A 23,701-nucleotide genomic window follows, 5' to 3' on the forward strand; every position below is an offset into this window, starting at 1 on the left:
TTCCCCGACGAAGGAGAGCTCTGCCGTGCGCCGTGCGACGAGAAGGATGACCGGGGGCGCCGCAGCGCTCGCGCTGGCCACGGCGGGACTGGTGGTCGCGCTGCCGACCACCGCGTCCGCCGCATCGGCGGACGTCGTGGTGAGCGAGGTGTACGGCGGGGGAGGCAACTCCGGCGGCGCGTTCGACCAGGACTTCATCGAGCTGGGCAACCGGTCGGGGGGCAGCGTCGACCTGTCCGGCTGGAAGGTCGAGTACGCGTCGACGACGGGCGCGACCTGGGCCTCGACGCCGCTGACCGGCTCGGTCTCGGCGGGCGGTCGTCTGCTCGTCGCCGAGGCCAAGGGCGCCAACCTCGACCTGCCCGACCTGCCGACGCCCGACGTCGTCGGGACGCTCGCGCTGTCCGGCACGGGCGGCAAGGTGCGCGTCGTCGACGCGGGCGGCACCGTCCGCGACCTCGTCGGCTGGGGTGCGGCGACGACGTTCGAAGGCTCAGCGGCCGCGCCCGCGACGACCAACGCCACCTCCGTCGCCCGCGCCGCGAATCTGGCCGACACGGACCAGAACGCCACCGACTTCACGGCCGGCACGCCGACGCCCCAGTCCGGCGCCTCGACCCCGACGGACCCCGGCGCGCCCTCCACCCGGACGATCGCGGAGATCCAGGGCACCGGTGCCGCCTCGCCGCTGGTCGGCGACACGGTCACGACGGACGGCGTCGTCACGGCGACCTACCCGACGGGCGGCATCAACGGCTACGTCATCCAGACGGCCGGGTCCGGGGGCTCCGACGACGCGACGCCGGGCGCCTCCGACGCGCTCTTCGTCTACTCCTCGGCCACAGTCGGTGACGTCGCGATCGGCGACCACGTGCAGGTCACGGGTGCGGTCAGCGAGTTCAGCGGCCTGACGGAGCTCACGGTCGCCGCGGGCGGCGTGACGCACCTGGCCGACGCCGCCGCGCCGGCCCCGGTCAGCGGTGCCTGGCCCACCAGCGACGCTGCGCGCGAGGCGCTCGAGTCGATGCTCTGGACGCCGACGGGCGACTTCACCGTCTCCAACACCTACTCGACCAACCAGTACGGCGAGGTCGGCCTGGCGTCGGGCACGAAGCCGCTGATCCAGCCGACCGACGTCGCGAAGGCCGGCTCGGACGAGGCAGCCGCGGTCGCGGCCGACAACGCCGCGCGCGGCATCGTGCTCGACGACGGCGCGACCACCAACTTCCTGTCCGCCGCCAACCAGTCCCTGACGCCGCCGTACATCTCTCTCGAGCACCCCGTGCGCGTGGGTGAGGCCGTCACGTTCACCGACCCCGTGATCGTCGACTTCCGCAACAACGTCTGGAAGGCGAACCCGACCCAGCCCGTCGCCACGGGCGGCGCACCCGCGACGTTCGCGAACAACCGCACCGCGAAGCCGGCCGACGTGGGCGGCGACGTCACGGTCGCCTCGTTCAACGTGCTCAACTACTTCACGACGCTCGGCGCGGACACCGCGGGGTGCACGTCGTACAACGACCGCACGGGTGACCCCGTCACCGTGAACAGCGGCTGCGACCCGCGCGGTGCGTGGGACCCGGCGGACCTGAAGCGGCAGCAGGACAAGATCGTCGCCGCGATCAACGACCTCGACGCGGACGTCGTCGGCCTGCTCGAGATCGAGAACTCCGCCGTCGTCGACGGTGTGCCCGACGAGGCGCTCGGCACGCTCGTCGACGCACTGAACGCCGCGACGGGCGAGGACACCTGGGCGTACGTCCCGTCGTCCGCCGACCTGCCGCCGGTGTCCGAGATGGACGTCATCACCAACGCGATCATCTACCGCAAGGCGGCGGTCGAGCGGACCGGCACCTCGCACGCGCTCGGCACGCTGAGCTCGGGGAACCAGGCGTTTGCGAACGCCCGCGAGCCCATCGCTCAGGCCTTCACACCCGTCGGCGGGGGAGCCCCGCTGCTCGTGGTCGTCAACCACTTCAAGTCCAAGGGCTCGGCAGGTCCGCTGCCGGGCGACGCGGACTCGGGCGACGGCCAGGGCGCGTCCAACGCGTCGCGTGTCGCGCAGGCGACGGCCGTACGCGACTGGGTGCCGACCATCCAGGGCGACACCGAGGACGTCGCGCTCGTCGGCGACTTCAACTCCTACACGCAGGAGGACCCGCTGCAGGTGCTGTACGCCGCGGGCTACGCGGACGCCGCGTCCACGCTGGCCTCCGACCAGTACTCGTACTCGTTCGGCGGGCTGTCGGGCTCGCTCGACCACGTGCTGCTCAACGCGTCCGCCAAGGAGCGGGCCACGGGTGCCGACATCTGGGAGATCAACGCCGAGGAGTCGATCGCGCTGGAGTACAGCCGGTACAACTACCACGGCACGCTGTTCTACGCGCCCGACGAGTACCGCTCCTCCGACCACGACCCGGTGATCGTCGGGCTGAAGAAGGGCGCGTCGAACGCCCCGGTCGACCTCACGTTCCTCAACATCAACGACTTCCACGGGCGCATCGACGCCAACACCGTGAAGTTCGCGGGGACGGTCGAGCAGCAGCGTGCGGCCGCACCCGGACCGGTCGCGTTCCTGTCGGCCGGCGACAACATCGGCGCGTCGCTGTTCGCGTCGTCGGTCGCGCAGGACAAGCCGACGATCGACGTGCTGAACGCCCTGGACCTGCAGGCCTCCGCGGTCGGCAACCACGAGTTCGACAAGGGCTTCGCTGACCTCACCGGGCGCGTCAGCGACGCGGCCGACTGGGACTACCTGGGCGCCAACGTCTACGCGAAGGGCACCACCGACCCGGTGCTGGACGAGTACAAGGTCATCGACATGGACGGCGTCCGCGTCGGCGTCATCGGTGCGGTCACCCAGGAGACCCCGACCCTCGTGACGCCCGGCGGCATCGCGGACCTCGACTTCGGCGACCCGGTCGCCGCCGTCAACCGCGTCGCGGCCCAGCTCACGGACGGCGACGAGTCCAACGGCGAGGCCGACGTGCTCGTGGCCGAGTACCACGAGGGTGCTGGGGCCGGGACGCCCGACGGGGCGACGATCGAGCAGGAGGTCGCCGCCGGCGGCGCGTTCGCGGACATCGTCACGAAGACGTCCGCGAAGGTCTCGGCGATCTTCACCGGCCACACGCACAAGCAGTACGCGTGGGAGGCGCCGGTGCCCGGTGAGGACGGTGTCACGAGGCCCGTCCTGCAGACCGGGTCGTACGGCGAGTTCGTCGGGAAGATCGTCCTGACGTACGACCGGGCGACCAAGAAGGTCACGGCGCACTCGCAGGTGGACGTGCCGCGCACGACGACGGCCGACGCCGACCTGGTGGCCGCCTACCCGCGCGTCGCGCAGGTCAAGACGATCGTCGACGCGGCGCTCGCCTACGCGAACGTCGTCGGCTCGGTCCCGGTCGGGTCGGTCACGGCCGACATCACGACGGCCTTCGCGGGCGGCTCGTACGTCGACGGGAAGTACACCGGCGGCACGCGCGACGACCGGGCCAACGAGTCGACGCTCGGCAACCTCGTGGCCGACGCGCTGCGGGACACCCTGGCGCCGGACAGCCTGGGCGGTGCCCAGATCGGCGTCGTGAACCCGGGCGGTCTGCGCGCGGAGCTGCTGTACGCGCCGGACGGCGTCGTCACGACGGCCGAGGCGAACAGCGTGCTGCCGTTCGTCAACAACCTCTGGACGACCACGCTCACCGGCGCCCAGGTGGTCACGATGCTCGAGCAGCAGTGGCAGACGAACGCCGACGGGACCGTCCCGTCGCGGCCGTACCTGCAGCTGGGACTCTCCGACAACGTCACCTACACCTACGACGCGAGCGCGGCGCAGGGGCACCACATCACGTCGGTGACGATCGACGGCAAGCCGCTCGACCCGGCGGCCGACTACCGGATCGGGACGTTCTCGTTCCTGGCCCAGGGCGGGGACAACTTCCGGGTCTTCACGTCCGGGACGGGCACCAAGGACTCGGGCCTGGTGGACCGGGACGGCTGGATCGCCTACCTGGAGGCGCATCCGGACCTGGCGCCGGACTTCGCCCGGCACGCGGTGGGCGTCCCGGCGCTGCCGGAGTCGGTGACGGCCGGCGACGAGCTCACGTTCACGGTGTCCAAGCTGGATCTGACCAGCCTGGGCTCGCCGCGCAACACGTCACTCGACGTGCGTCTCGACGGCACCTCGATCGGCTCGGCCACGGTGACGAACGGCGCCGCCGACGTGGCGGTGACGATCCCGGCCGGCACGAGCGCGGGTGACCACGTGCTCACGCTCGTCGCCGCACCCAGTGGCACCACGGTCACGCTCCCGATCGCGGTCGAGGCGGCGTCCACGCCGACCACGACCACGCTCGCGGTGACGGGCGGGACCAAGGTCGGTCAGTCGCAGAAGCTGACGGCCACCGTCACGCCGGACATCGCCGGGTCGGTGACGTTCCTCGACGGCTCCACGGAGCTGGCGACGGTCGCCGTGAAGAAGGGCACCGCCAAGGCGACCGTCCAGCTCGGCGTCGGTGACCACACGTTGACGGCGGTCTTCACCCCGACGTCCGCCGACCACACCCCCTCGACGTCCGCGGCCGTCGACGTCAGCATCGGGCAGTCGCGGTCTGCGACCTCGCTCGTGCTGTCCGACGCGTCGGTGACGTTCGGCACGGCCGTGCGGGCGACCGTCACGGTGGTCGGCACCACGGCCTCGCCCACGGGGACCGTGCAGATCCTCGACGGCAGGACCGTGCTGACGACGGCGACGCTGACGGCCTCGGGGACGACGGCGACCGCGCGGGTGACGCTTCCGCGGTACCTCGCCGCCGGGGCGCACACCCTGAGCGCGGTCTACGGCGGGTCCGACGACGTCACCGGTTCGACCGGCAAGGCATCGCTGCAGGTCACGGCCGCGACGCCGGCCGTGGTCCTGTCGGTCGACTCGTGGACGGTCAAGGCCGGGAGCCGGCCCACCGTCGGGGTGACGATCACGGGCGTGGCGGGTGCTCCGGTGCCCACCGGGTCCGTCGTCGCGACGCTCGACGGCAAGCGGGTCGCCAAGGCGGCGCTCGTCGGCGGGAAGGTCACGCTGGTCCTGCCGAAGGTGACCGCGACGGGCACGCTCGAGGTCACCTACAGCGGGGACGACGGGTACGCCGAGGCGTCGGCGACCCACGTGCTCACCGCCGGCTGACGCGGCACACCACGACGGGCCGGTCCTCCTGCAGAGGGCCGGCCCGTCGCGTGCGTCCACGTGCTGGTCGCCGGTCGTGGACCCGCACGGGGGGGCGCACCCGTCGGACCTGATCCGGCTCGACCGGTCGCGGGCTCAGCCTGACGTGTCGCGCTCGTCGCCGTCGGTCGCCGCCCGGATGGCGCCCGTCTCGACCCCGAGGCGGTCCAGGTGCGCGGGGAGGCCGGCGTGCACCTCGTCCGTGATGTGCTCGGTGAGCCCGTCGCGGATCGCCAGCCGCTCGGCGCGCACGCGCACGGCGTGCTCGGCGTGGAACGCGCGCGCGGTGGCGACGCAGATGCCGATCATCACCACGCTGAACGGCAGCGCGATGAGGATGGCGGCCGTCTGCAGCGCCGTCAGGCCGCCGGCGACCAGCAGCGCCGCGGCGAGCAGCCCGGTGACGAACGACCAGGTCACGCGCGTCCAGGTGTGCGGCAGGGGGTGGCCGCCGGAGGTGAGCATCGAGACGACGAAGGATCCGGAGTCGGAGCTCGTCACGAAGAACAGCGCGATGAGGACGATCGCCCCGGCGGACAGGGCCGCACCCGCGGGGAGCTGGGAGAGCATGTCGAACAGCGCCGTGTTCGCGTCGACGGTGCCGTCGGAGCCGATCAGGCCCCCGCCGCCGAAGACCTCGACGTAGAGCGCGTTGCCCCCCAGGACCGCGAACCACGCGAACGTCACGAGCACGGGGACGCCCAGCACGCCGACGACGAACTCGCGGACCGTGCGTCCGCGGGAGATGCGGGCGATGAAGACGCCGACGAAGGGCGCCCACGAGATCCACCAGCCCCAGTAGAAGATCGTCCACGACGCCTGCCAGTCCAGCCCGGCCTGCCCCTCCCACGCGGTCGTGTCGAACGTCAGCTGCACCACCTGGCTGAGGTAGACGCCGATCGACTGGATGAAGTCGCGCAGCAGGAACAGCGTCGGGCCCAGGATCAGCACGGCGGCGGCCAGCACGGCCGCGATGACCACGTTGGTGTTGGACAGCCACTTCAGGCCGCGGTCCAACCCGGAGACCACCGACGCGGTGGCGGCCAGCGTGATGACCACGATGAGCACCACCTGCAACGTCGTCGACGCCGTCACCACGCCCAGGTGGTCGAGCCCGGCGGAGATCTGCAGGACCCCGAGGCCCAGGGACGTCGCGAGCCCGAACACGGTCCCGACGACGGCCGTCACGTCGATGACGTCACCGAGCCGCCCGGCGGCGCGGCGTTCGCCCAGCAGGGGCTCCAGCGCCCACCGCATCGACACGGGCCGGCCGTGCCGGTGGATCGCGTAGGCGAGCCCCAGGCCGACGACCACGTACACGGCCCAGGCGTGGATGCCCCAGTGCAGGTAGGTCTGCGCCAGCGACTCCTGAGCCAGGTGGTCGGGCTGCCCCGTGACGCCCGGCTTGGGGCTCGCGTAGTGGCTGAGCGGCTCGGCGACGCCCCAGAACACGAGCCCGATGCCCATGCCCGCGGCGAACAGCATCGAGAACCAGGACCCCGTCGAGTACTCCGGGGTGTCCCCGTCGCGGCCCAGCAGGATGTCGCCGTACCGGCTGAGCCCCACCCACAGGGCGAACGCGACAAACACCGCGACGATGAGGACGTAGTACCAGCCGAACCCGCCGATGACGTCGGACTGCAGGGTGTCGAAGACGTCCTGCGTCTGCTCGGGGAACAGGATGGCGAGCAGGCCGACGACGAGCACGATGCTGATCGACGGGACGAACACGGCGCGGGAGATCGTCGCGCCGGAGCTGGTGGGGCGTGCTGCGTCGGGCTCGGCCATGACCTGCCTCCGGGGCGGCCGCGCGTGCGGCGGCCTCCTCGCAGACTAGGGCGAAAGGGATGGTCTGTGCGCCCGGACGTGCGCGAGCGCGGCAGGTCAGCGGCGTGTCGCGCTCGCGCGGACGTGCATGCGCTCGCCCTGCGGGCCGAACAGCGTGAGGATCTCTGCCGGTCCGGGACCCGGGTTGAGGACGGCGTGCGGGGTGCGCGTGTCGAACTCGGCGACCTCGCCGGGCCTCAGCACGAGGTCGTGCTCGCCCAGCAGGAGTCTGACCCGCCCGGACAGGACGTAGAACCACTCGTGGCCCTCGTGCGTCCCGAGGGTCGGCTCGCGGTCCGGGCTCGGCGGCATCACCTGCTTGTAGGCGCGCAGGCCGCCGGGCACGTGACTGAGCGGAAGGAACGTCGAGCCGTGTCGCGTGAACGGCCGCGCGTGCACGCGGGGGTCGCCGGTCTGCGGCGCGTCGACCAGCTCGTCGAGCGGGACGCGGTGCTCACGCGCCAGAGGGAGCAGCAGCTCGAGGGTCGGCTTGCGCTGTCCGGACTCGAGCCGGGACAGCGTGCTGACCGAGATGCCCGTGGCGTCGGCGAGCTGGGCCAGGGTCAGGTCGCGCGCGGTGCGCAGGGCGCGCAGCCGTGGTCCCACCCCGGTGAGCACGTCGTCCAGGTCGTCCATGACCTCAGTTTGCCACTTCGGCAACGGATGTTGCGCTCTTGGAGCCTGAGAGCGCACAGTGCGTAGCGTCGTCGAGGGTCGACGGCAGGAGGAGGCAGACGTGCGCGACAAGTACGACGTGGTGGTCATCGGCGGGGGTCCGGCGGGCCTGAGCGCCGCGACGGTCCTGGGGCGCTCGAGGCGCTCGGTGCTGGTCGTCGACGCGGGCGAGCCGCGCAACGCACCGGCCGCGCACGCGCACAACGTCCTCTCCCGCGACGGCGCCGCGCCGCTCGACCTCCTGGCGGCCGGCCGCGACGAGGTGCGCACCTACGGTGGCGAGACCGAGGCCGGCACCGTCGCGGACGTGCGCCGGGACGACGACGGCTTCGTCGTCGCGCTCGCCGACGGCCGCACCGTCGGCGCCCGCCGCATCCTGTCTGCCGCCGGGCTGCGAGACGTGCTCCCCGACGTGCCCGGCCTCGCCGAGCTGTGGGGGACCGACGTGCTGCACTGCCCCTACTGCCACGGGTGGGAGGTGCGCGACCAGCCGATCGGCATCCTGGGCGGCGGCCCGCTGTCGCTGCACACGGCCCACTTGTTCCGTCAGCTCACCGACGACGTCACGGTGTTCGTGCACACCGATGACGAGCCGCCGGCGGACGCCCTCGCGCGGCTGGCGGCGCGCGGCATGCGGATCGTGCGTGGCGAGGTCGTGGGCGTCGAGACGAACGGCGGCCGGCTGCACGGCGTGCGACTCTCGTCGGGCGAGGTCGTGGCGGTCCGCGCGCTCGCGGTCCGTCCGCAGTTCCTCGCCCGCGCGGAGCACCTGGCCGGTCTGGGCCTGCACGCGCAGCCGGTCGAGGTCCAGGGGCAGGTCATGGGTGCCGCCGTGCCGTCCGACGCCATGGGCGCGACCTCCGTGCGGGGCGTGTGGGTGGCCGGCAACGTCACCGACCTCGGCGGGCAGGTGATGACGTCGGCCGCCGCGGGGCTCATGGCCGGCGCGGCCATCAACGCCGACCTCGTCGCGCGGGACACGGACCAGGCCGTCGCAGCGGCGGGCGAGCACGAGCACGAGCAGGAGCACGATGAGCGTGCGCAGCACGGCCACGGCGCCGCAGACCTGGACGGCATGTTCGACGTGGCGTTCTGGGAGGAGCGCTACAGCGGCAAGGAGCCCGCGTGGTCGGGCCGTGCCAACGCGACCCTGGTCGCCGAGGTGAGCGGCCTGGCGCCGGGGACCGCCCTGGAGATCGCGGCCGGCGAGGGCGGCGACGCGATGTGGCTGGCCGAGCAGGGCTGGCAGGTGACGGCCACGGACTTCGCCGCGGCAGGCCTGGCACGCGGCGCGGCGGAAGCAGCCGAGCGTGGCATCGCGGACCGGATCACGTGGCGGCAGGCGGACATCACCGCGTGGACGGGTGACGCGACCTACGACCTGGTCACCGCGCACTACCTCCACCCGGCCCCGGAGCAGCGTGCGGCGGTGACCCGGACGATGGCGTCCCTCGTCGCGCCGGGTGGCCACCTGCTGATCGTCGGGCACCACGTCCTGGACCTGGCCACGACCATGCCGCGGCCGAACATCCCCGAGCTGTTCACCGACGCCGACGAGCTGTTGACCCACCTGGACCCCGCGCAGTGGGACGTCCTGGCCTGCGACGCGCGCCCGCGCGACGCGGTCGACCCGGAAGGCCGCCCGGTACGGCTGCACGAGGCGGTCCTGCACCTGCGCCGCCGTTGAGGGCGAGCGTCAGACGGGCCGGGCCATCATCGCGACGCGCGTCGTGCCGCCCTTGGTCCACAGGTCGTCGATCTGCTCGAACCCGAGCCTGCCGTGGAAGGCGAGCGACTGCGGGTTGGGCGGGTCCAGGTTGACCTCGCACGTCACGGCGGTCGCGTTGAGCGCCAGGGCGCGGTCGAACACCGCCTCGTAGAGCGAGCGGCCGACGCCCGTGCCGTGGTGGTCGGGCGCGACGACGATCCGGTCGACGTACAGCGACCCGGGCCGGTTCTGCGACACCCAGCGGTAGTTCTCGCTCGCGTAGTCGGCGCCGGGCGTCAGGGCCAGCAGGAAGCCGGCGACCTCGCCGTCCACCTCGGCGACGAGCGCGAGGTCGCAGCTCGGCACGTGCGCGGCGAGCCCGTCGACGCCCAGGGCGTTCACGGCGGGCACCGCGCCGTCGTTGATCGCCGCGAGGGCGGCGACGTCGTCGTCGGTGATGGTCCGAAGGCTCAGATCGCGCACGAGTCGCCCTCGCACGCGTCGGCGTCGGCCGAGCCGAGCGTCACGATCGGGTTGGCCTCGCGCCAGCCGGCCTCGAGCAGCTGGGTGAAGACGTCGGCCGGCTGGGCGCCGGAGACCGCGACCCGGCGGTCGACGACGAAGAACGGCACGCCCGTGACGCCGAGCGTGCGGGCCTCGGCGATGTCGGCGCGCACGGCGTCGGACTCGTCGTCGCCGTCGAGGAAAGCCAGCACCGCGTCGTCGTCGTACCCGTGCTCGCCGAACCCGACGGTGTTCGCCAGGTCGACGAGCGCAGCCGTCAGGCCCAGGTCCGCTCCCTTCTCGAAGTGCGCGCTGAACAGCGCCTCCTTGGTGCGGTCGGCCAGGTCGCCGCCGAGACGTGCGGCCAGATGCAGCAGCCGGTGGGCGTCGAACGTGTTGAACGCGAGCGTGCGGTCGAAGTCGTACGCCAGCCCTTCGCCCGCGGCCTGCGCTGTGACGTGCGCGAACATCTGCTGCACCTGCGCCAGCGGGATCCCCTTCATGTCGGCCAGCGCCTGCGCCTCGGGCCGTCCCGGTCCCGTCGGCGTCTCGGGGGAGAGCTGGTAGGAGCGCCACGTGACCGCGACGTGCTCCCGGTGGGGGAAGGCGGCGAGCGCGGTCTCGAAGCGGCGCTTGCCGATGTAGCACCACGGGCAGGCGACGTCGGACCAGACCTCCACCTGCAGCGTGCGGACGGGATTCAGAACAGGGGTGGAGCTCACGGGATCAGCAGGACCTTTCCGGTCGTGGAGCGCGACTCGAGCGCGCGATGGGCCTCGGCCGCGTCGGCCAGGGGGTAGGTGGCGCCGATGCGCACGTCGAGCGAGCCGTCGGCGACCGCACCGAACAGCTCGGCGGAGCGCCAGTCCAGCTCGTCGCGGTCGGCGGTGTAGTCGCCCAGGGTGGGGCGGGTGAGGAACACGGAGCCCGCGGCGTTGAGCCGCTGCGGGTCGACGGGCGGCACGGGCCCCGACGAAGCCCCGAACAGGACGAGCGTCCCGCGCCGTCGCACCGACGCGAGGGAGGCGTCGAAGGTGTCACGCCCCACGGAGTCGTAGACGGCGTCCGCGCCGCGCCCGTCGGTGAGCTCACGCACCAGGGCGGGAAGCTCCGTCGTGAGGTCGGACAGCTCGCGGTATCGGATCACCTCGGCGGCCCCGGCCTGGCGGGACAGCGCCTCCTTGTCCGCGGTGCCGACCGTCGTGATCACGCGTGCACCCCGCGCGACGGCCAGCTGGGTCGCGAGGAGACCGACGCCTCCTGCACCGGCGTGGAGCAGCACGGTCGTGCCCGGCTCCACGGGGAACGTCGACGTCACCAGGTAGTGGGCGGTCATGCCCTGCAGCGGCAGCGCGGCGGCGACCTCGTCGCTCACGTCCGGCGGGACCACGAGGGCCGCGTCGGCGCGCACCGCGACGAGCTCGGCGTACGAGCCGGGCGCTGCCGACCACGCCACGCGGTCGCCGACCGCGATCGTCGTGACGTCGGAGCCGACTGCCTCGACCACCCCGGACCCCTCCGAGCCGACCACGTGCGGGAACGGCACGGCGTAGACGCCGGAGCGGCGGTAGGTGTCGATGAAGTTCACGCCGGCGGCGTGGACCCGGACCAGGACCTCGCCGGGCCCGGCCACCGGATCGGGTGCATCGACGACGGCCAGGACCTCGGGTCCACCGGGAGCGGTGGCGGTGACGGTACGCACGTCAGCCGGTAACACCGGACGACGCGGCTGGCATTCCGGCGCGAAGAAGTTCGTATCTTCGTGCAGTGGTGTGTATGTTCATGCACATGACGTTCTCCGTCGCGATCGCGGGTGCCAGCGGGTACGCCGGGGGCGAGATGCTCCGGGTGCTGCTGGCCCACCCCGAGGCCCGCATCGGCGCCCTGACCGCCCACTCCAACGCCGGCACGCCGCTGGGCACGCACCAACCGCACCTGCGCTCGCTCGCAGGTCGCGTGCTGGCGGCGACGAGCACCGAGAACCTGGCCGGCCACGACGTCGTCGTGCTCGCGCTGCCGCACGGCGCGAGCGGCGCGATCGCCGCCGAGCTGGCCGCGCAGGGGGACGGCGCGATCGTCGTCGACCTCGGCGCGGACCACCGGCTCGTCGACGCGGCCGCGTGGGAGCAGTTCTACGGGAGCGAGCACGCGGGCACCTGGCCCTACGGGCTGCCCGAGCTCCTGCACCCGGGGGAGACGACGGCAGCGGGCCAGCGTGCCGGGCTCGCGGGGGCGACCCGGATCGCGGTGCCCGGCTGCAACGTCACCGCCGTCACGCTCGGCCTGCAGCCCGGCATCGCGGCCGGCCTGATCGAACCGCTCGACCTCGTCGCGGTCCTCGCCAACGGCTACTCCGGCGCCGGCAAGAGCCTCAAGCCGCACCTGCTGGCGTCCGAGGCGCTCGGCAACGCGCAGCCGTACGCCGTCGGCGGAACGCACCGGCACATCCCCGAGATCGCGCAGAACCTGCGCTCGGCGGGTGCGCCGGACGTCTCGATCTCGTTCACCCCGACGCTCGTCCCGATGGCGCGCGGCATCCTCGCGACAGCCACTGCTCGCCTCGTCCCGGGCACGGACCCGGCCGCCGTGCGGGCCGCCTGGGAGCAGACCTACGCCGACGAGCCGTTCGTCCACCTGCTCCCGGAAGGGACGTGGCCGACGACGGCGTCGACGCTGGGCGCCAACACCGCGCTGGTGCAGGTCGCGGTCGACGAGGCCGCGGGCCGCGTCGTGACCGTCACCGCCATCGACAACCTCGTCAAGGGCACCGCCGGCGGCGCCCTGCAGTCCCTCAACCTCGCGCTCGGCCTGCCCGAGACGCTCGGCCTGCCCCTGGACGGAGTCGCACCATGACCATCACCACGCAGCCACGCTCGCCCGGCGTGACGGTGCCGGCCGGTTTCCGCGCGAGCGGCGTCACCGCCGGTCTCAAGGCGTCCGGGCGCTCCGATCTCGCGCTCGTCGTCAACGACGGTCCGCTGCAGGTCGCGGCCGGCGTGTTCACCAGCAACCGGGTCGTCGGGCACCCGGTCACGTGGTCGCGGCAGGTCCTCGCCGACGGCGTGGCGTCCGCGGTCGTGCTCAACTCCGGCGGCGCCAACGTGTGCACGGGACCCGACGGGTTCCTGGATGTGCACCGCACCGCGGAGAAGGTGGCCACGGCGCTCGACGTGTCCGCCGGCGACGTCGTCGTGGCCTCCACCGGGCTCATCGGTGAGCGCCTGCCCATCGACACGCTGCTGGCCGGCGTCGACCTGGCGGCCGCGGCGCTGGACGCCGACGCGGGCCTCGACGCCGCCGTCGCGATCATGACGACGGACACCGTGCCGAAGACGGCCGACCTCACGATCGAGGGCGACTACGGCACCTGGTCCGTCGGCGGGATGGCCAAGGGCGCAGGCATGCTCGCACCCGCGCTCGCCACGATGCTGTGCGTCATCACGACCGACGCCGTGGTGGACGCCGACACCGCGCAGGCCGCCCTGCGCGCCGCGACGTCGCAGACGTTCGACCGCATCGACTCCGACGGCTGCATGTCGACGTCCGACACGGTCGTGCTCCTCGTCAGCGGCGCCAGCGGCGCGACACCGGATCCCGAGGGGTTCGTGGCGGGCATCACGGCGGTCGCCGCCGACCTGTCCCGTCAGCTCGTCGCCGACGCCGAGGGGGCGTCGCACGACATCGCGGTGACGGTGACCGGCGCCGAGACGCAGGACGCCGGCCTCGCCGTCGCCCGGGCGGTGACGCGGTCCAACCTCTTCAAGGCTGCGATGTTCGGCAACGACCCCAACTGGGGTCGCGTGCTCGCCCAGGTGGGCACGGTGCCGGAGAGTGTCGCCGCCTTCGACCCCGACCAGCTCGACGTCAGCATCAACGGCGTCATGGTCTGCCGCGCGGGCGGTGCGTACGAGCCGCGCTCGAGCGTGGACCTCGCCGCGAACCGCGAGATCCACGTGCTGATCGACCTGCATGCCGGCGGCGAGGTCGTCACCGTGTGGACCAACGACCTGACCCACGACTACGTGACCGAGAACAGCGAGTACTCCACGTGAGCGACGAGTTCGTCTTCAACACCGTCACGGACCTGCGCCCCGACCAGAAGGCCGAGGTGCTGATCCAGGCGCTGCCGTGGCTGCAGAAGTTCGCCGGCGCGCTGGTCGTCGTCAAGTACGGCGGCAACGCCATGATCGACGAGGACCTCAAGAAGGCGTTCGCGCAGGACATGGTGTTCCTGCACCAGGTGGGCCTGCGTCCCGTCGTCGTGCACGGCGGCGGCCCGCAGATCAACGCGATGCTCGACCGGCTGGGGATCGCCTCGGAGTTCCGCGGCGGCCTGCGCGTCACGACCCCCGAGGCGATGGACGTCGTCCGCATGGTCCTGACCGGGCAGGTCTCCCGCGAGCTCGTCGGACTGCTCAACGCCCACGGCCCGCACGCCGTCGGCCTGTCGGGCGAGGACGGCGGCCTGTTCCAGGCGCGTCGTCGCACCGCGGTCGTCGACGGTGTCGAGCACGACGTCGGCCAGGTCGGCGACGTCGTGCACGTCAACCCGGGAGCTGTCCAGGACCTGCTCGACGCGGGTCGCATCCCGGTGGTCAGCACGGTCGCGCCGGACATCGACGACCCCACGCAGGTGCTCAACGTCAACGCCGACACGGCCGCCGCCGCGCTCGCCGTCGCGCTCGGCGCACGCAAGCTCATCGTGCTGACGGACGTCGAGGGGCTCTACCTGAACTGGCCCGACAAGGGATCCCTGGTGCGTCGCCTGCGGGCCAGCGCGCTCGCCGAGGTGCTGCCGACGCTCGACTCCGGCATGCGCCCCAAGATGGAGGCCTGCTGGCGCGCCGTGGAGGGCGGGGTCGGCCGGGCGCACGTCATCGACGGTCGCGCCCCGCACTCGATCCTGGTCGAGGTCTTCACGTCCGACGGCATCGGCACCATGGTCTTCCCCGACGAGGAGTCCACCGACGCCCCCTTCACGAGCCCCGTCCCCGTGGTGAGCACGCCAGGAGAGTCCGCATGAGCGAGATCAGCACCGGCCGGCACCGGTCGCCCGCCCCGGCCGACGCGGGCCTCGCGCCCGCGACCGACGGCTCGGGCGCCCAGTGGACCGAGCGGTACACGCACGCGGTCATGGACACGTTCGGTGCGCCCCAGCGCGTGCTCGTGCGCGGCGAGGGCCCGTACGTGTGGGACGCCGACGGCAACCGGTACCTGGACCTGCTCGGCGGCATCGCCGTGAACGCGCTGGGCCACGCGCACCCGACCCTCACGGCGGCGATCAGCGCACAGCTCGGCACGCTCGGGCACGTCTCGAACTTCTTCGCGAGCCCCACGCAGATCGCCTTCGCCGAGCGGTTGCTCGCGCTGGCGGGCGCACCCGACGGGTCGCGCGTCTTCCTCACGAACTCGGGCACCGAGGCCAACGAGGCGGCCTTCAAGCTGACCCGCCGCACCGGCCGGACGCGCGTCCTCGCGCTCGAGGGCGCCTTCCACGGCCGGTCGATGGGTGCGCTCGCGCTGACCCACAAGGCCGCCTACCGCGAGCCGTTCGAACCGCTGCCCGGCGGCGTCGAGTTCCTGCCGTTCGGCGACACCGAGGCGCTCGAGGCCGCGTTCGCCGACGGCGAGCCCGTGGCGGCGCTGGTCGTCGAGCCGATCCAGGGCGAGGCCGGTGTCCTGCCGCTGCCACCGGGCTACCTCGTGCGGGCCCGCGAGCTGACGCGCGAGCACGGTGCGCTGCTGATCCTCGACGAGGTGCAGACCGGCATGGGCCGCACCGGCACGTGGTTCGCGCACCAGCTCCCGCACATCGGCGGTGGGATCGTGCCGGACGCCGTCACGGTCGCCAAGGGGCTGGGTGGCGGCTTCCCCGTCGGCGCTCTGATCGCGTACGGCGAGCCGGTCGCGACCCTGCTGGCGCGCGGGCAGCACGGCACGACGTTCGGCGGGAACCCGGTCGCTTCCGCGGCAGGGCTCGCCACCATCGGTGTCATCGAGCGCGACGGCCTGCTCGAGCACGTCACGGCCCTGGGCCGGCGGCTCCGCGACCGGATCAACGGGCTCGACCACCCGCTCGTGGCCACCGCGCGCGGCGAGGGTCTGCTCATCGGCATCGAGCTCACCGCCCCGGTGGCGCCGCAGATCGCCGCCCGGGCGCTCGAGGCCGGCTTCGTCGTGAACCCGTGCCGCCCGACGACCATCCGCCTCGCGCCGCCGTTCGTCCTCACCGACGACCAGGCTGGCACGTTCGTCGACTTCCTCGCCGGCCTGTCGGCGGACCTGGGGGAGGGCGCATGACCCGCCACTTCCTGCGCGACGACGACCTGACCCCGGCCGAGCAGCGCGAGGTGCTCGACCTCACCCTTGCGTTCCAGCAGGACCGCCGCGTCCGTACCCCGCTCGCGGGCCCGCGGGCCGTCGCCGTCATCTTCGACAAGCCGACGCTGCGCACGCAGGTCTCGTTCGCGACCGGGATCGCCGAGCTGGGCGGCTTCCCGCTCGTCGTCGACGGCAAGCTCGCCCAGATCGGCACGCGCGAGTCGATCGCCGACACCGCGCACGTGCTCGGGCGGCAGGTCGCGGCCATCGTCTGGCGCACGCACGCCCAGACGCGGCTCGACGAGATGGCCGCTGTCGCGGGCATCCCGGTGGTCAACGCGCTGACCGACGAGTTCCACCCGTGCCAGATCCTGGCCGACCTGGCCACGATCGCGCTGCACCGCGGCGGGACGTCTGCGCTCGCCGGCCAGACGCTCGCCTACGTCGGCGACGGCGCCAACAACATGGCGCACTCCTACCTGCTCGGCGGCGCCACGGCGGGCATGCACGTGCGGATCGGAACTCCGGAGGGCTACCTGCCCGACGCGGCGGTGCTCGCCGACGCCGAGCGGATCGCCCGCCAGACCGGCGGGTCCGTCACGGTCGTGCACGACCGGCAGCAGGCCGTCGCGGGCGCGGACGTCGTCGCGACCGACACCTGGGTCTCGATGGGTCAGGAGGTCCAGGCCGACGAGCGCGAGACGCCGTTCGTGCCGTTCCGGCTGGACGCCGACGCGCTGGCCGCGGCCAAGGACGACGCGATCGTCCTGCACTGCCTGCCCGCCTATCGCGGCAAGGAGATCACGGCCGACGTGATCGACGGCCCGCAGTCGGTGGTCTGGGACGAGGCGGAGTTCCGACTGCACGCGCAGAAGGCCCTGCTGACGTGGCTGCTGGAGCGGTCATGAGCCTGCGACGTCTTTCTTCGGAGCGGTCATGAGCCCGCGACGTCTTTCTTCGGAGCGGTCATGAGCACCGCGACGATCCCGCAGACCAAGGCCGCGAGGCACGCGCTCATCGGCGCGCTGCTGGCCCGCGGTGCCGTGGGTTCCCAGCAGCAGCTCGCCGATCTGCTCGTGGCGGAGGGTGTCAGCGTCACGCAGGCGACGCTGTCGCGCGACCTCGTCGAGCTGCGGGCCGTCAAGGTGCGCACCCCGGCCGGGGGCCTCGTCTACGCGGTGCCGGCCGAGGGAGAGGTGCGCGCCGCACCCGCGCCCGACGCGGAGATGCTGGCCGCCCGCCTGGCCCGCCTGTGCGAGGAGCTGCTGCTCACCGCCGAGGCGTCGGGCAACCTCGTCGTGCTGCGCACCCCGCCGGGCGCGGCACAGTTCCTGGCCTCCGCCATCGACCACTCTGTCCTCCCGCCCGTCCTGGGCACCATCGCGGGCGACGACACCGTCCTGGTGATCGCCCGCGACGACCGACCCGAGGCCGGGACCGCGCTCGCCGCGCGGTTCCTGGCCCTCGCCTCCGACGCGCGTCCCGACGCGCGACACTGAACCGTCACCACACTGAGAAGAAGGAAGAACCATGACTGAGCGCGTCGTCCTCGCCTACTCCGGCGGCCTGGACACCTCTGTCGGCATCGGCTGGATCGCCGAGGCCACCGGCGCCGAGGTGATCGCGGTCGCCGTCGACGTGGGCCAGGGTGGCGAGGACCTCGACGTCATCCGCCAGCGCGCGCTGGACTGCGGCGCCGTCGAGGCGTACGTCGCCGACGCGCGCGACGAGTTCGCGTCCGAGTACTGCATGCCCGCCCTCAAGGCGAACGGCATGTACCTGGACCGCTACCCGCTCGTCTCCGCGCTGTCGCGCCCGGTCATCGTCAAGCACCTGGTGCGGGCCGCCCGCCAGTTCGGCGCCACGACCGTCGCCCACGGCTGCACGGGCAAGGGCAACGACCAGGTCCGCTTCGAGGTCGGCATCACGTCGCTCGCCCCGGACCTGACGTGCCTCGCCCCGGTCCGCGACCTGGCGCTGACACGTGACAAGGCCATCGAGTTCGCCGAGAAGCACAAGCTGCCCATCGCGACCACCAAGCACAACCCGTTCTCCATCGACCAGAACGTGTGGGGCCGCGCGGTCGAGACCGGCTTCCTCGAGGACATCTGGAACGGCCCGACGAAGGACGTCTACACCTACACCGACGACCCGACGTTCCCGCCGGTCGCCGACGAGGTCGTCATCACGTTCGAGCAGGGCGTCCCGGTGGCGCTCGACGGCGTGCCGGTGACCCCGCTGCAGGCGATCCAGGAGATGAACCGCCGCGCGGGCGCCCAGGGCGTCGGCCGCATCGACATCGTCGAGGACCGCCTGGTCGGCATCAAGAGCCGCGAGGTCTACGAGGCACCCGGCGCCATCGCGCTCATCGCTGCGCACCAGGAGCTCGAGAACGTGACGGTCGAGCGCGAGCAGGCCCGCTTCAAGCGTCAGGTCGAGCAGCGCTGGACCGAGCTGGTCTACGACGGCCAGTGGTTCAGCCCGCTGAAGAAGTCGCTCGACACCTTCGTCGAGGACACGCAGCGCTACGTGTCCGGCGACGTCCGCCTGGTGCTGCACGGCGGCCGCGCCACCGTCACGGGCCGCCGCTCGGACTCCTCGCTGTACGACTTCAACCTGGCCACCTACGACACGGGCGACACGTTCGACCAGGCCGCGGCCAAGGGCTTCATCGAGATCTACGGCTTGTCCTCCAAGCTCGCCGCCGCCCGCGACGTCCGCTTCGGCAACGGCGTCGACCTGGGCACGCAGGGCGGGATCGATGCCTGACGAGCTCACGCCTGCGACGCCGGCCGCCGTGGAGCAGGCGGGCAACGTCTCGCTCTGGGGCGGCCGGTTCGCCGGCGGCCCGTCGGCCGCCCTGCAGGCCCTGTCGCAGTCCACGCACTTCGACTGGCGCCTGGCCGACCTGGACATCTCCGGGTCGGTCGCGCACGCGCGCGTGCTGCGGTCCGCGGGTCTGCTCACGGACGACGAGCTGACGGGCATGGTCGACGCGCTCGAGCGGCTGCGGACCGACGTCGCGGCGGGCGACTTCCTGCCGGTGCTCGAGGACGAGGACGTGCACACCGCCCTCGAGCGGGGTCTGATCGACCGGGCTGGCACCGAGCTGGGCGGCAAGCTGCGCGCGGGCCGCTCGCGCAACGACCAGATCGCCACGCTCGTGCGGATGTACCTGCGCCGGGAGGCACGCTCGCTCGCGGGCCTCGTGCTCGACGTCGTCGACGCGCTCGTCGGCCAGGCCACCGCCGCCGGTGACGCCGCGATGCCGGGCCGCACCCACCTGCAGCACGCGCAGCCCGTCCTGCTCGCGCACCATCTGCTCGCCCACGCGTGGCCGCTGCTGCGCGACGTCGAGCGGTGGGTCGACTGGGACGCCCGCGCCGCCGTCTCGCCGTACGGCTCGGGCGCGCTGGCCGGGTCGTCTCTGGGACTGGACCCCGCCGCCGTGGCCGCCGACCTGGGCTTCGACGGGCCGGTCGAGAACTCGATCGACGGGACGGCGTCGCGCGACGTGGTCGCCGAGTTCGCGTTCGTCGCCGCGATGCTCGCCGTCGACGTCTCGCGGCTGGCCGAGGAGGTCATCCTCTGGGCCACCAAGGAGTTCGGCTTCGTGCGCCTGCACGACTCCTACTCCACGGGGTCGAGCATCATGCCGCAGAAGAAGAACCCGGACATCGCCGAGCTCGCGCGCGGCAAGGCCGGTCGGCTCGTCGGTGACCTGACCGGACTGCTCACGACGCTCAAGGGCCTGCCGCTCGCCTACAACCGCGACCTGCAGGAGGACAAGGAGCCGGTCTTCGACCAGGTCGACCAGCTCACGATCCTGCTGCCCGCGTTCGCGGGGATGGTCGAGACGCTCGTGTTCGACACCGAGCGGCTCGCGTCGCTCGCGCCGCAGGGGTTCTCGCTCGCCACGGACATCGCCGAATGGCTGGTGCGCGAGGGCGTGCCGTTCCGCGTCGCGCACGAGGTGGCCGGTGCGTGCGTGCGGGCGTGCGAGGAGCACGAGCCCGCGATCGAGCTCTGGGAGCTGACCGACGACGAGCTCGCCGCGATCTCGGAGCACCTGACGCCCGACGTCCGCTCCGTCCTGAGCGTCGAGGGATCGCTCGCCTCCCGCTCGGCTCACGGGGGCACCGCGCCCGTGCGTGTCGCCGAGCAGCTCGAGCGCGTGCGGGCTCGCGTCGCGGACCTGCGCGTGTGGGCCGCGTGAGCGTCGCGGCCTGACGCACCGCACCATGTGCTGCACACCGTCGGCCCGCACCCGGCCGGTCTCCGTGGACCGGCCGGGCGCCCTCGTCGAGGACGCCGCCGTATGACGACGCCCGCCGACGAGGTCGTCGCGGCGACGCTCGCCGCGCCGCCGCGGCTCGGACCCGTCCGTGTCGTCGTCGTCGACGGCCCGGCGGGCTCGGGCAAGTCCACGTTCGCCGAGGCGCTGGGAGCCGCGGGGGCGGACGCGGTGCTGCACCTCGACGACCTGTACGAGGGCTGGTCCGGCCTCGAGGGCTCGCTGTGGCCGCGGCTGTCGGCGCAGGTGCTCGAGCCGTTGCGCCGTGGCCGGCCGGGTCACTACCAGCGCTACGACTGGGTGACGGGCGGCTTCGCCGAGTGGGTGGACGTGCCGGTCCCGTCGCTGCTCGTCGTCGAGGGCTGCGGCAGCGCGCGCCGAGCCGCCGACGCCGTCGCGTCGGTCCGCGTCTGGGTCGAGGCCCCGCCCGACCTGCGCCTGCGGCGAGGCATCGCCCGCGACGGAGAGAGCCTGCGGCGGCAGTGGGAGCGGTGGATGGCCGACGAGGCCGAGCACTTCCGCCGCGAGCGGACGCGCGAGCGGGCCGACGTGCGGCTCGACGCGAACGGCCGGGTGACGGGATGGACTGCGAGGGGTCTTCGCAGTGAGGCAGGATGAGCGCGTGAGCATCCAGCCCGGGCAGGCGCCTCGGCTGCCGGGCGCGGCCTCGCCGGCGGCGATCGTCGGCGTGCCCGCGCGCGTCTGGTACGCCCGCGACGTCCACGCGGTGGCTCGAGACCTGCTCGGGACGTACCTGACCTCGCGCGCGGCCGACGGCGACGTCACCGTCCGCATCACGGAGGTCGAGGCGTACGCGGGGGACCAGGACCCGGGCTCGCACGCCTACCGCGGTCGGACTGCGCGCAACGCGGTGATGTTCGCCGAGCCCGGTCGCCTCTACGTCTACCGCCACCTGGGTCTGCACCACTGCATCAACGTCGTCACGGAGCCGACGGGGACGCCGTCCGCGGTGCTGCTCCGCGCGGGCGAGGTCGTCGAGGGTGCGGACCTGGCCTGGGCGCGACGCGAGCGGGTGGGCGTCGTCGACTCCCACCGTCAGCTCGCGCGCGGCCCCGCGCGCCTGGCCGTGAGCCTCGGCCTGGACCTGGACGACAACGGCTCCGACCTGACCGAGGCCGGCGGGAACGTGGTGCTGCACCGGCACGAGAACCGGGTCCAGCCGTCGCACGCGAGCGGTCCGCGCGTCGGTGTGTCGGGTGCCGGCGGCGAGGGCGGACGCTTCCCGTGGCGGTACTGGCTGACCGACGAGCGCACGGTGTCCGCGTACCGGCCCGCGTATCGGCCGCCGACGTCGGTAGACGCCCCCTAGGGCGACGACGTCGGCCGTGCCTCGTACACGCCCACGCCCACGCATCACCTCTGGAGACCTGCTGTGAACCACATCCTCGACGAGCTCGAGTGGCGCGACCTGATCGCGCAGACCACCGACGTCGACGCCCTGCGTGCGGCGCTGACGGAGGGACCCGTCAACCTCTACTGCGGCTTCGACCCGACCGCGCCCAGCCTGCACATCGGCAATCTCGTGCAGATCCTCACCGTGCGCCGCCTGCAGGACGCGGGGCATCGTCCCTTCGCCCTCGTCGGCGGCGCCACGGGCCTGATCGGCGACCCGAAGATGGCCGGGGAGCGCACGCTCAACTCGCGCGACGTGGTGGCCGGATGGGTGGAGCGGATCCGCGCGCAGATCGCCCCGCTGCTGCGCTTCGACGGCGACAACGCCGCGACCATGGTCAACAACCTGGACTGGACCGCGCCGCTGTCGGCCATCGACTTCCTGCGCGACGTCGGCAAGCACTACCGCCTGGGCACGATGCTGGCCAAGGACACCGTGGCGCGGCGCCTCAACAGCGAGGCCGGCATCTCCTTCACCGAGTTCAGCTACCAGATCCTGCAGGGCATGGACTTCCTGGAGCTGCACCGCCGGCACGGGGTGAGCCTGCAGACGGGCGGCTCGGACCAGTGGGGGAACCTGCTCTCGGGTGTCGAGCTGATCCGCAAGGCGGAGGGCGTCGCGGCGCACGCCCTGACCACGCCCCTGATCACCAAGGCGGACGGCACCAAGTTCGGCAAGACCGAGTCGGGCACGGTCTGGCTCGACCCGGAGATGACGACGCCCTACGCGTTCTTCCAGTTCTGGCTCAATGCCGACGACGCCGACGTGGTGCGCTACCTCAAGGTCTTCACCTTCCGCACCCGCGAGCAGATCGCCGAGCTCGAGGCGGCCGTCGCCGAGCGGCCCGCGGCGCGGGAGGCGCAGCGAGCCCTCGCGCACGACGTGACCTCGTTGGTGCACGGCGTCGCAGCGGCCGACGCGGTCGTCGCGGCCAGCGGCGCCCTGTTCGGGCGCGGCGCGCTCGACGAGCTCGACGCGGAGACCCTCGCGGGTGCCGTCGCGGAGCTGCCGACGACGGGTGGCTCCGTGGGCGACCTCGTCGTCGACCTGTTCGCGTCGGCCGGCCTGGTCGCCTCGAAGTCGGAGGCCCGGCGGGCGGTCAAGGAGGGCGGTGCGTCGGTCAACAACGTGCGCGTCGCCTCCGACGACGCGGTGCTCGCACCGGAGCAGCTGCTGCACGGCAGGTGGGCGGTCCTGCGCCGGGGCAAGCGGACGCTCGGCGTGGTCGACACCCGGTCCTGACCTCGTCCACCGGTGACGCCGCTCATGGTGAGCGGGGTCACCGCCAGGGGATTTGCCAGCGACGACGCACGCGCGTAATGTTCTCGAGGTCGCCCGGCAGGGAGGAACGGACACCAGGGATAGAACCCCGGTGGCCAGTCCCGCAGGTGGCCACCCCCGATCGTAGGCCTGGTGCTTCGTGCGCCCTGGAGTCGACGGGGAGGGCGCAGGTCACAGACCGGATGGTCTGAGGCACTGGAAAAGCCCGCTAGAGTAGTGCCAAGCCGAATGCGAAAAACAAATCGCAAGAGGCGCCGGTCAATCAGGTCGAAAAAGCCTGATAGGCTTCGGAACGAAGGAAAAGCCTTCCACGAAGGGCCCGCGGGTCTGGACGGAAGAGCGTCTGTTCCTTGAGAACTCAACAGTGTGCCAAGTAGTCGATGCCATATGGCCTGTCTTTGATGGGTCTTGGTTGAGACTGAAGGATCGGTCCCACCCCGTGGGGTTGCCGGTTCTTTATAT

The 23,701-nt window shown here is 72.7% G+C and carries 18 protein-coding genes; 13 read left to right on the plus strand and 5 right to left on the minus strand.

What is annotated here, in order from left to right; genetic code table 11:
* Nucleotides 1-46: 46 nt before the first annotated feature.
* Entirely contained in the window at nt 47-5,176 is a 5,130-nt protein-coding gene (locus IC607_RS17075; protein WP_191788609.1) for an ExeM/NucH family extracellular endonuclease, read from the plus strand.
* 135 nt (nt 5,177-5,311) lie between these two features.
* On the opposite strand, the gene IC607_RS17080 is transcribed toward IC607_RS17075, so the two are convergent.
* Both IC607_RS17080 and IC607_RS17085 read right to left on the minus strand, forming a co-directional pair.
* Entirely contained in the window at nt 5,312-7,003 is a 1,692-nt protein-coding gene (locus tag IC607_RS17080) for a BCCT family transporter (protein WP_191788610.1), read from the minus strand.
* A 96-nt stretch (nt 7,004-7,099) separates the two neighbouring features.
* Nucleotides 7,100-7,678: a helix-turn-helix domain-containing protein gene (locus tag IC607_RS17085; RefSeq protein WP_191788611.1), complete on the minus strand. Its 579-nt coding sequence runs from the start codon at nt 7,676-7,678 to the stop codon at nt 7,100-7,102.
* 100 nt (nt 7,679-7,778) lie between these two features.
* Here IC607_RS17085 and IC607_RS17975 point away from each other — a divergent pair, with 100 nt between their 5' ends.
* The gene (locus tag IC607_RS17975) at nt 7,779-9,404 is read left to right on the plus strand and encodes a bifunctional NAD(P)/FAD-dependent oxidoreductase/class I SAM-dependent methyltransferase (RefSeq protein WP_191788612.1); all 1,626 of its coding nucleotides are present in this window, start codon (nt 7,779-7,781) and stop codon (nt 9,402-9,404) included.
* Nucleotides 9,405-9,413: 9 nt separating this feature from the next.
* Here the strand turns inward: IC607_RS17975 and IC607_RS17095 are convergent, their stop codons facing one another.
* The 3 genes from IC607_RS17095 to IC607_RS17105 are packed head-to-tail and all read right to left on the minus strand — an operon-like array spanning nt 9,414 to nt 11,631.
* Nucleotides 9,414-9,908 (minus strand): GNAT family N-acetyltransferase, encoded by a 495-nt coding sequence (locus IC607_RS17095; protein WP_191788613.1) that lies wholly within the window; start codon nt 9,906-9,908, stop codon nt 9,414-9,416.
* Nucleotides 9,896-10,651: a DsbA family oxidoreductase gene (locus IC607_RS17100; protein ID WP_370526357.1), complete on the minus strand. Its 756-nt coding sequence runs from the start codon at nt 10,649-10,651 to the stop codon at nt 9,896-9,898. Before IC607_RS17100 ends, IC607_RS17095 begins: the two co-directional genes overlap by 13 nt.
* On the minus strand, nt 10,648-11,631 hold the full coding sequence (locus tag IC607_RS17105) for a quinone oxidoreductase (RefSeq protein WP_191788614.1): 984 nt from the start codon (nt 11,629-11,631) through the stop codon (nt 10,648-10,650). The genes IC607_RS17100 and IC607_RS17105 overlap by 4 nt, the downstream gene beginning before the upstream one ends.
* A gap of 86 nt (nt 11,632-11,717) precedes the next feature.
* Here IC607_RS17105 and argC point away from each other — a divergent pair, with 86 nt between their 5' ends.
* From argC to tyrS, 11 genes are all read left to right on the plus strand, one after another.
* Nucleotides 11,718-12,782, plus strand: coding sequence for an N-acetyl-gamma-glutamyl-phosphate reductase (argC, locus tag IC607_RS17110; RefSeq protein WP_225225228.1), 1,065 nt, complete (start codon nt 11,718-11,720; stop codon nt 12,780-12,782).
* On the plus strand, nt 12,779-13,981 hold the full coding sequence (argJ, locus tag IC607_RS17115; RefSeq protein ID WP_191788616.1) for a bifunctional glutamate N-acetyltransferase/amino-acid acetyltransferase ArgJ: 1,203 nt from the start codon (nt 12,779-12,781) through the stop codon (nt 13,979-13,981). Before argC ends, argJ begins: the two co-directional genes overlap by 4 nt.
* The gene (gene argB / locus IC607_RS17120; RefSeq protein WP_191788617.1) at nt 13,978-14,952 is read left to right on the plus strand and encodes an acetylglutamate kinase; all 975 of its coding nucleotides are present in this window, start codon (nt 13,978-13,980) and stop codon (nt 14,950-14,952) included. The genes argJ and argB overlap by 4 nt, the downstream gene beginning before the upstream one ends.
* Entirely contained in the window at nt 14,949-16,229 is a 1,281-nt protein-coding gene (locus IC607_RS17125) for an acetylornithine transaminase (RefSeq protein ID WP_191788618.1), read from the plus strand. The genes argB and IC607_RS17125 overlap by 4 nt, the downstream gene beginning before the upstream one ends.
* Entirely contained in the window at nt 16,226-17,158 is a 933-nt protein-coding gene (gene argF, locus IC607_RS17130; RefSeq protein ID WP_191788619.1) for an ornithine carbamoyltransferase, read from the plus strand. The genes IC607_RS17125 and argF overlap by 4 nt, the downstream gene beginning before the upstream one ends.
* A 60-nt stretch (nt 17,159-17,218) precedes the next feature.
* Complete coding sequence (locus IC607_RS17135) at nt 17,219-17,749, plus strand: arginine repressor (RefSeq protein WP_191788620.1); 531 nt, start codon at nt 17,219-17,221, stop codon at nt 17,747-17,749.
* A 31-nt stretch (nt 17,750-17,780) separates the two neighbouring features.
* Complete coding sequence (locus tag IC607_RS17140) at nt 17,781-19,019, plus strand: argininosuccinate synthase (RefSeq protein WP_191788621.1); 1,239 nt, start codon at nt 17,781-17,783, stop codon at nt 19,017-19,019.
* Nucleotides 19,012-20,466, plus strand: a complete 1,455-nt coding sequence (argH, locus tag IC607_RS17145) for an argininosuccinate lyase (RefSeq protein ID WP_191788622.1) — start codon at nt 19,012-19,014, stop codon at nt 20,464-20,466. Before IC607_RS17140 ends, argH begins: the two co-directional genes overlap by 8 nt.
* 102 nt (nt 20,467-20,568) lie before the next feature.
* Nucleotides 20,569-21,162 carry a uridine kinase gene (locus IC607_RS17150; RefSeq protein ID WP_191788623.1) on the plus strand — a complete coding sequence of 198 codons (594 nt, stop codon included), beginning with the start codon at nt 20,569-20,571 and terminating at the stop codon, nt 21,160-21,162.
* Between the two features lie 10 nt (nt 21,163-21,172).
* The gene (locus IC607_RS17155; RefSeq protein WP_191788657.1) at nt 21,173-21,874 is read left to right on the plus strand and encodes a DNA-3-methyladenine glycosylase; all 702 of its coding nucleotides are present in this window, start codon (nt 21,173-21,175) and stop codon (nt 21,872-21,874) included.
* Nucleotides 21,875-21,937: 63 nt separating this feature from the next.
* Nucleotides 21,938-23,200: a tyrosine--tRNA ligase gene (tyrS, locus tag IC607_RS17160; RefSeq protein ID WP_191788624.1), complete on the plus strand. Its 1,263-nt coding sequence runs from the start codon at nt 21,938-21,940 to the stop codon at nt 23,198-23,200.
* Nucleotides 23,201-23,701 lie beyond the last annotated feature (501 nt).

Origin of the sequence: Cellulomonas sp. JH27-2 (assembly GCF_014837175.1) — a bacterium.
In the GTDB taxonomy this organism is placed as follows: domain Bacteria; phylum Actinomycetota; class Actinomycetes; order Actinomycetales; family Cellulomonadaceae; genus Cellulomonas.

Excerpts from the sequence above, each read along its gene's own strand:
- IC607_RS17075 (WP_191788609.1), top strand. The coding sequence starts at position 47 with ATGACCGGGGGCGCCGCAGCGCTCGCGCTGGCCACGGCGGGACTGGTG.
- IC607_RS17080 (WP_191788610.1), bottom strand. The coding sequence starts at position 7,003 with ATGGCCGAGCCCGACGCAGCACGCCCCACCAGCTCCGGCGCGACGATC.
- IC607_RS17085 (WP_191788611.1), bottom strand. The coding sequence starts at position 7,678 with ATGGACGACCTGGACGACGTGCTCACCGGGGTGGGACCACGGCTGCGC.
- argC (WP_225225228.1), top strand. The coding sequence starts at position 11,718 with ATGACGTTCTCCGTCGCGATCGCGGGTGCCAGCGGGTACGCCGGGGGC.
- argJ (WP_191788616.1), top strand. The coding sequence starts at position 12,779 with ATGACCATCACCACGCAGCCACGCTCGCCCGGCGTGACGGTGCCGGCC.
- IC607_RS17125 (WP_191788618.1), top strand. The coding sequence starts at position 14,949 with ATGAGCGAGATCAGCACCGGCCGGCACCGGTCGCCCGCCCCGGCCGAC.
- argF (WP_191788619.1), top strand. The coding sequence starts at position 16,226 with ATGACCCGCCACTTCCTGCGCGACGACGACCTGACCCCGGCCGAGCAG.
- IC607_RS17135 (WP_191788620.1), top strand. The coding sequence starts at position 17,219 with ATGAGCACCGCGACGATCCCGCAGACCAAGGCCGCGAGGCACGCGCTC.
- IC607_RS17140 (WP_191788621.1), top strand. The coding sequence starts at position 17,781 with ATGACTGAGCGCGTCGTCCTCGCCTACTCCGGCGGCCTGGACACCTCT.
- argH (WP_191788622.1), top strand. The coding sequence starts at position 19,012 with ATGCCTGACGAGCTCACGCCTGCGACGCCGGCCGCCGTGGAGCAGGCG.
- IC607_RS17150 (WP_191788623.1), top strand. The coding sequence starts at position 20,569 with ATGACGACGCCCGCCGACGAGGTCGTCGCGGCGACGCTCGCCGCGCCG.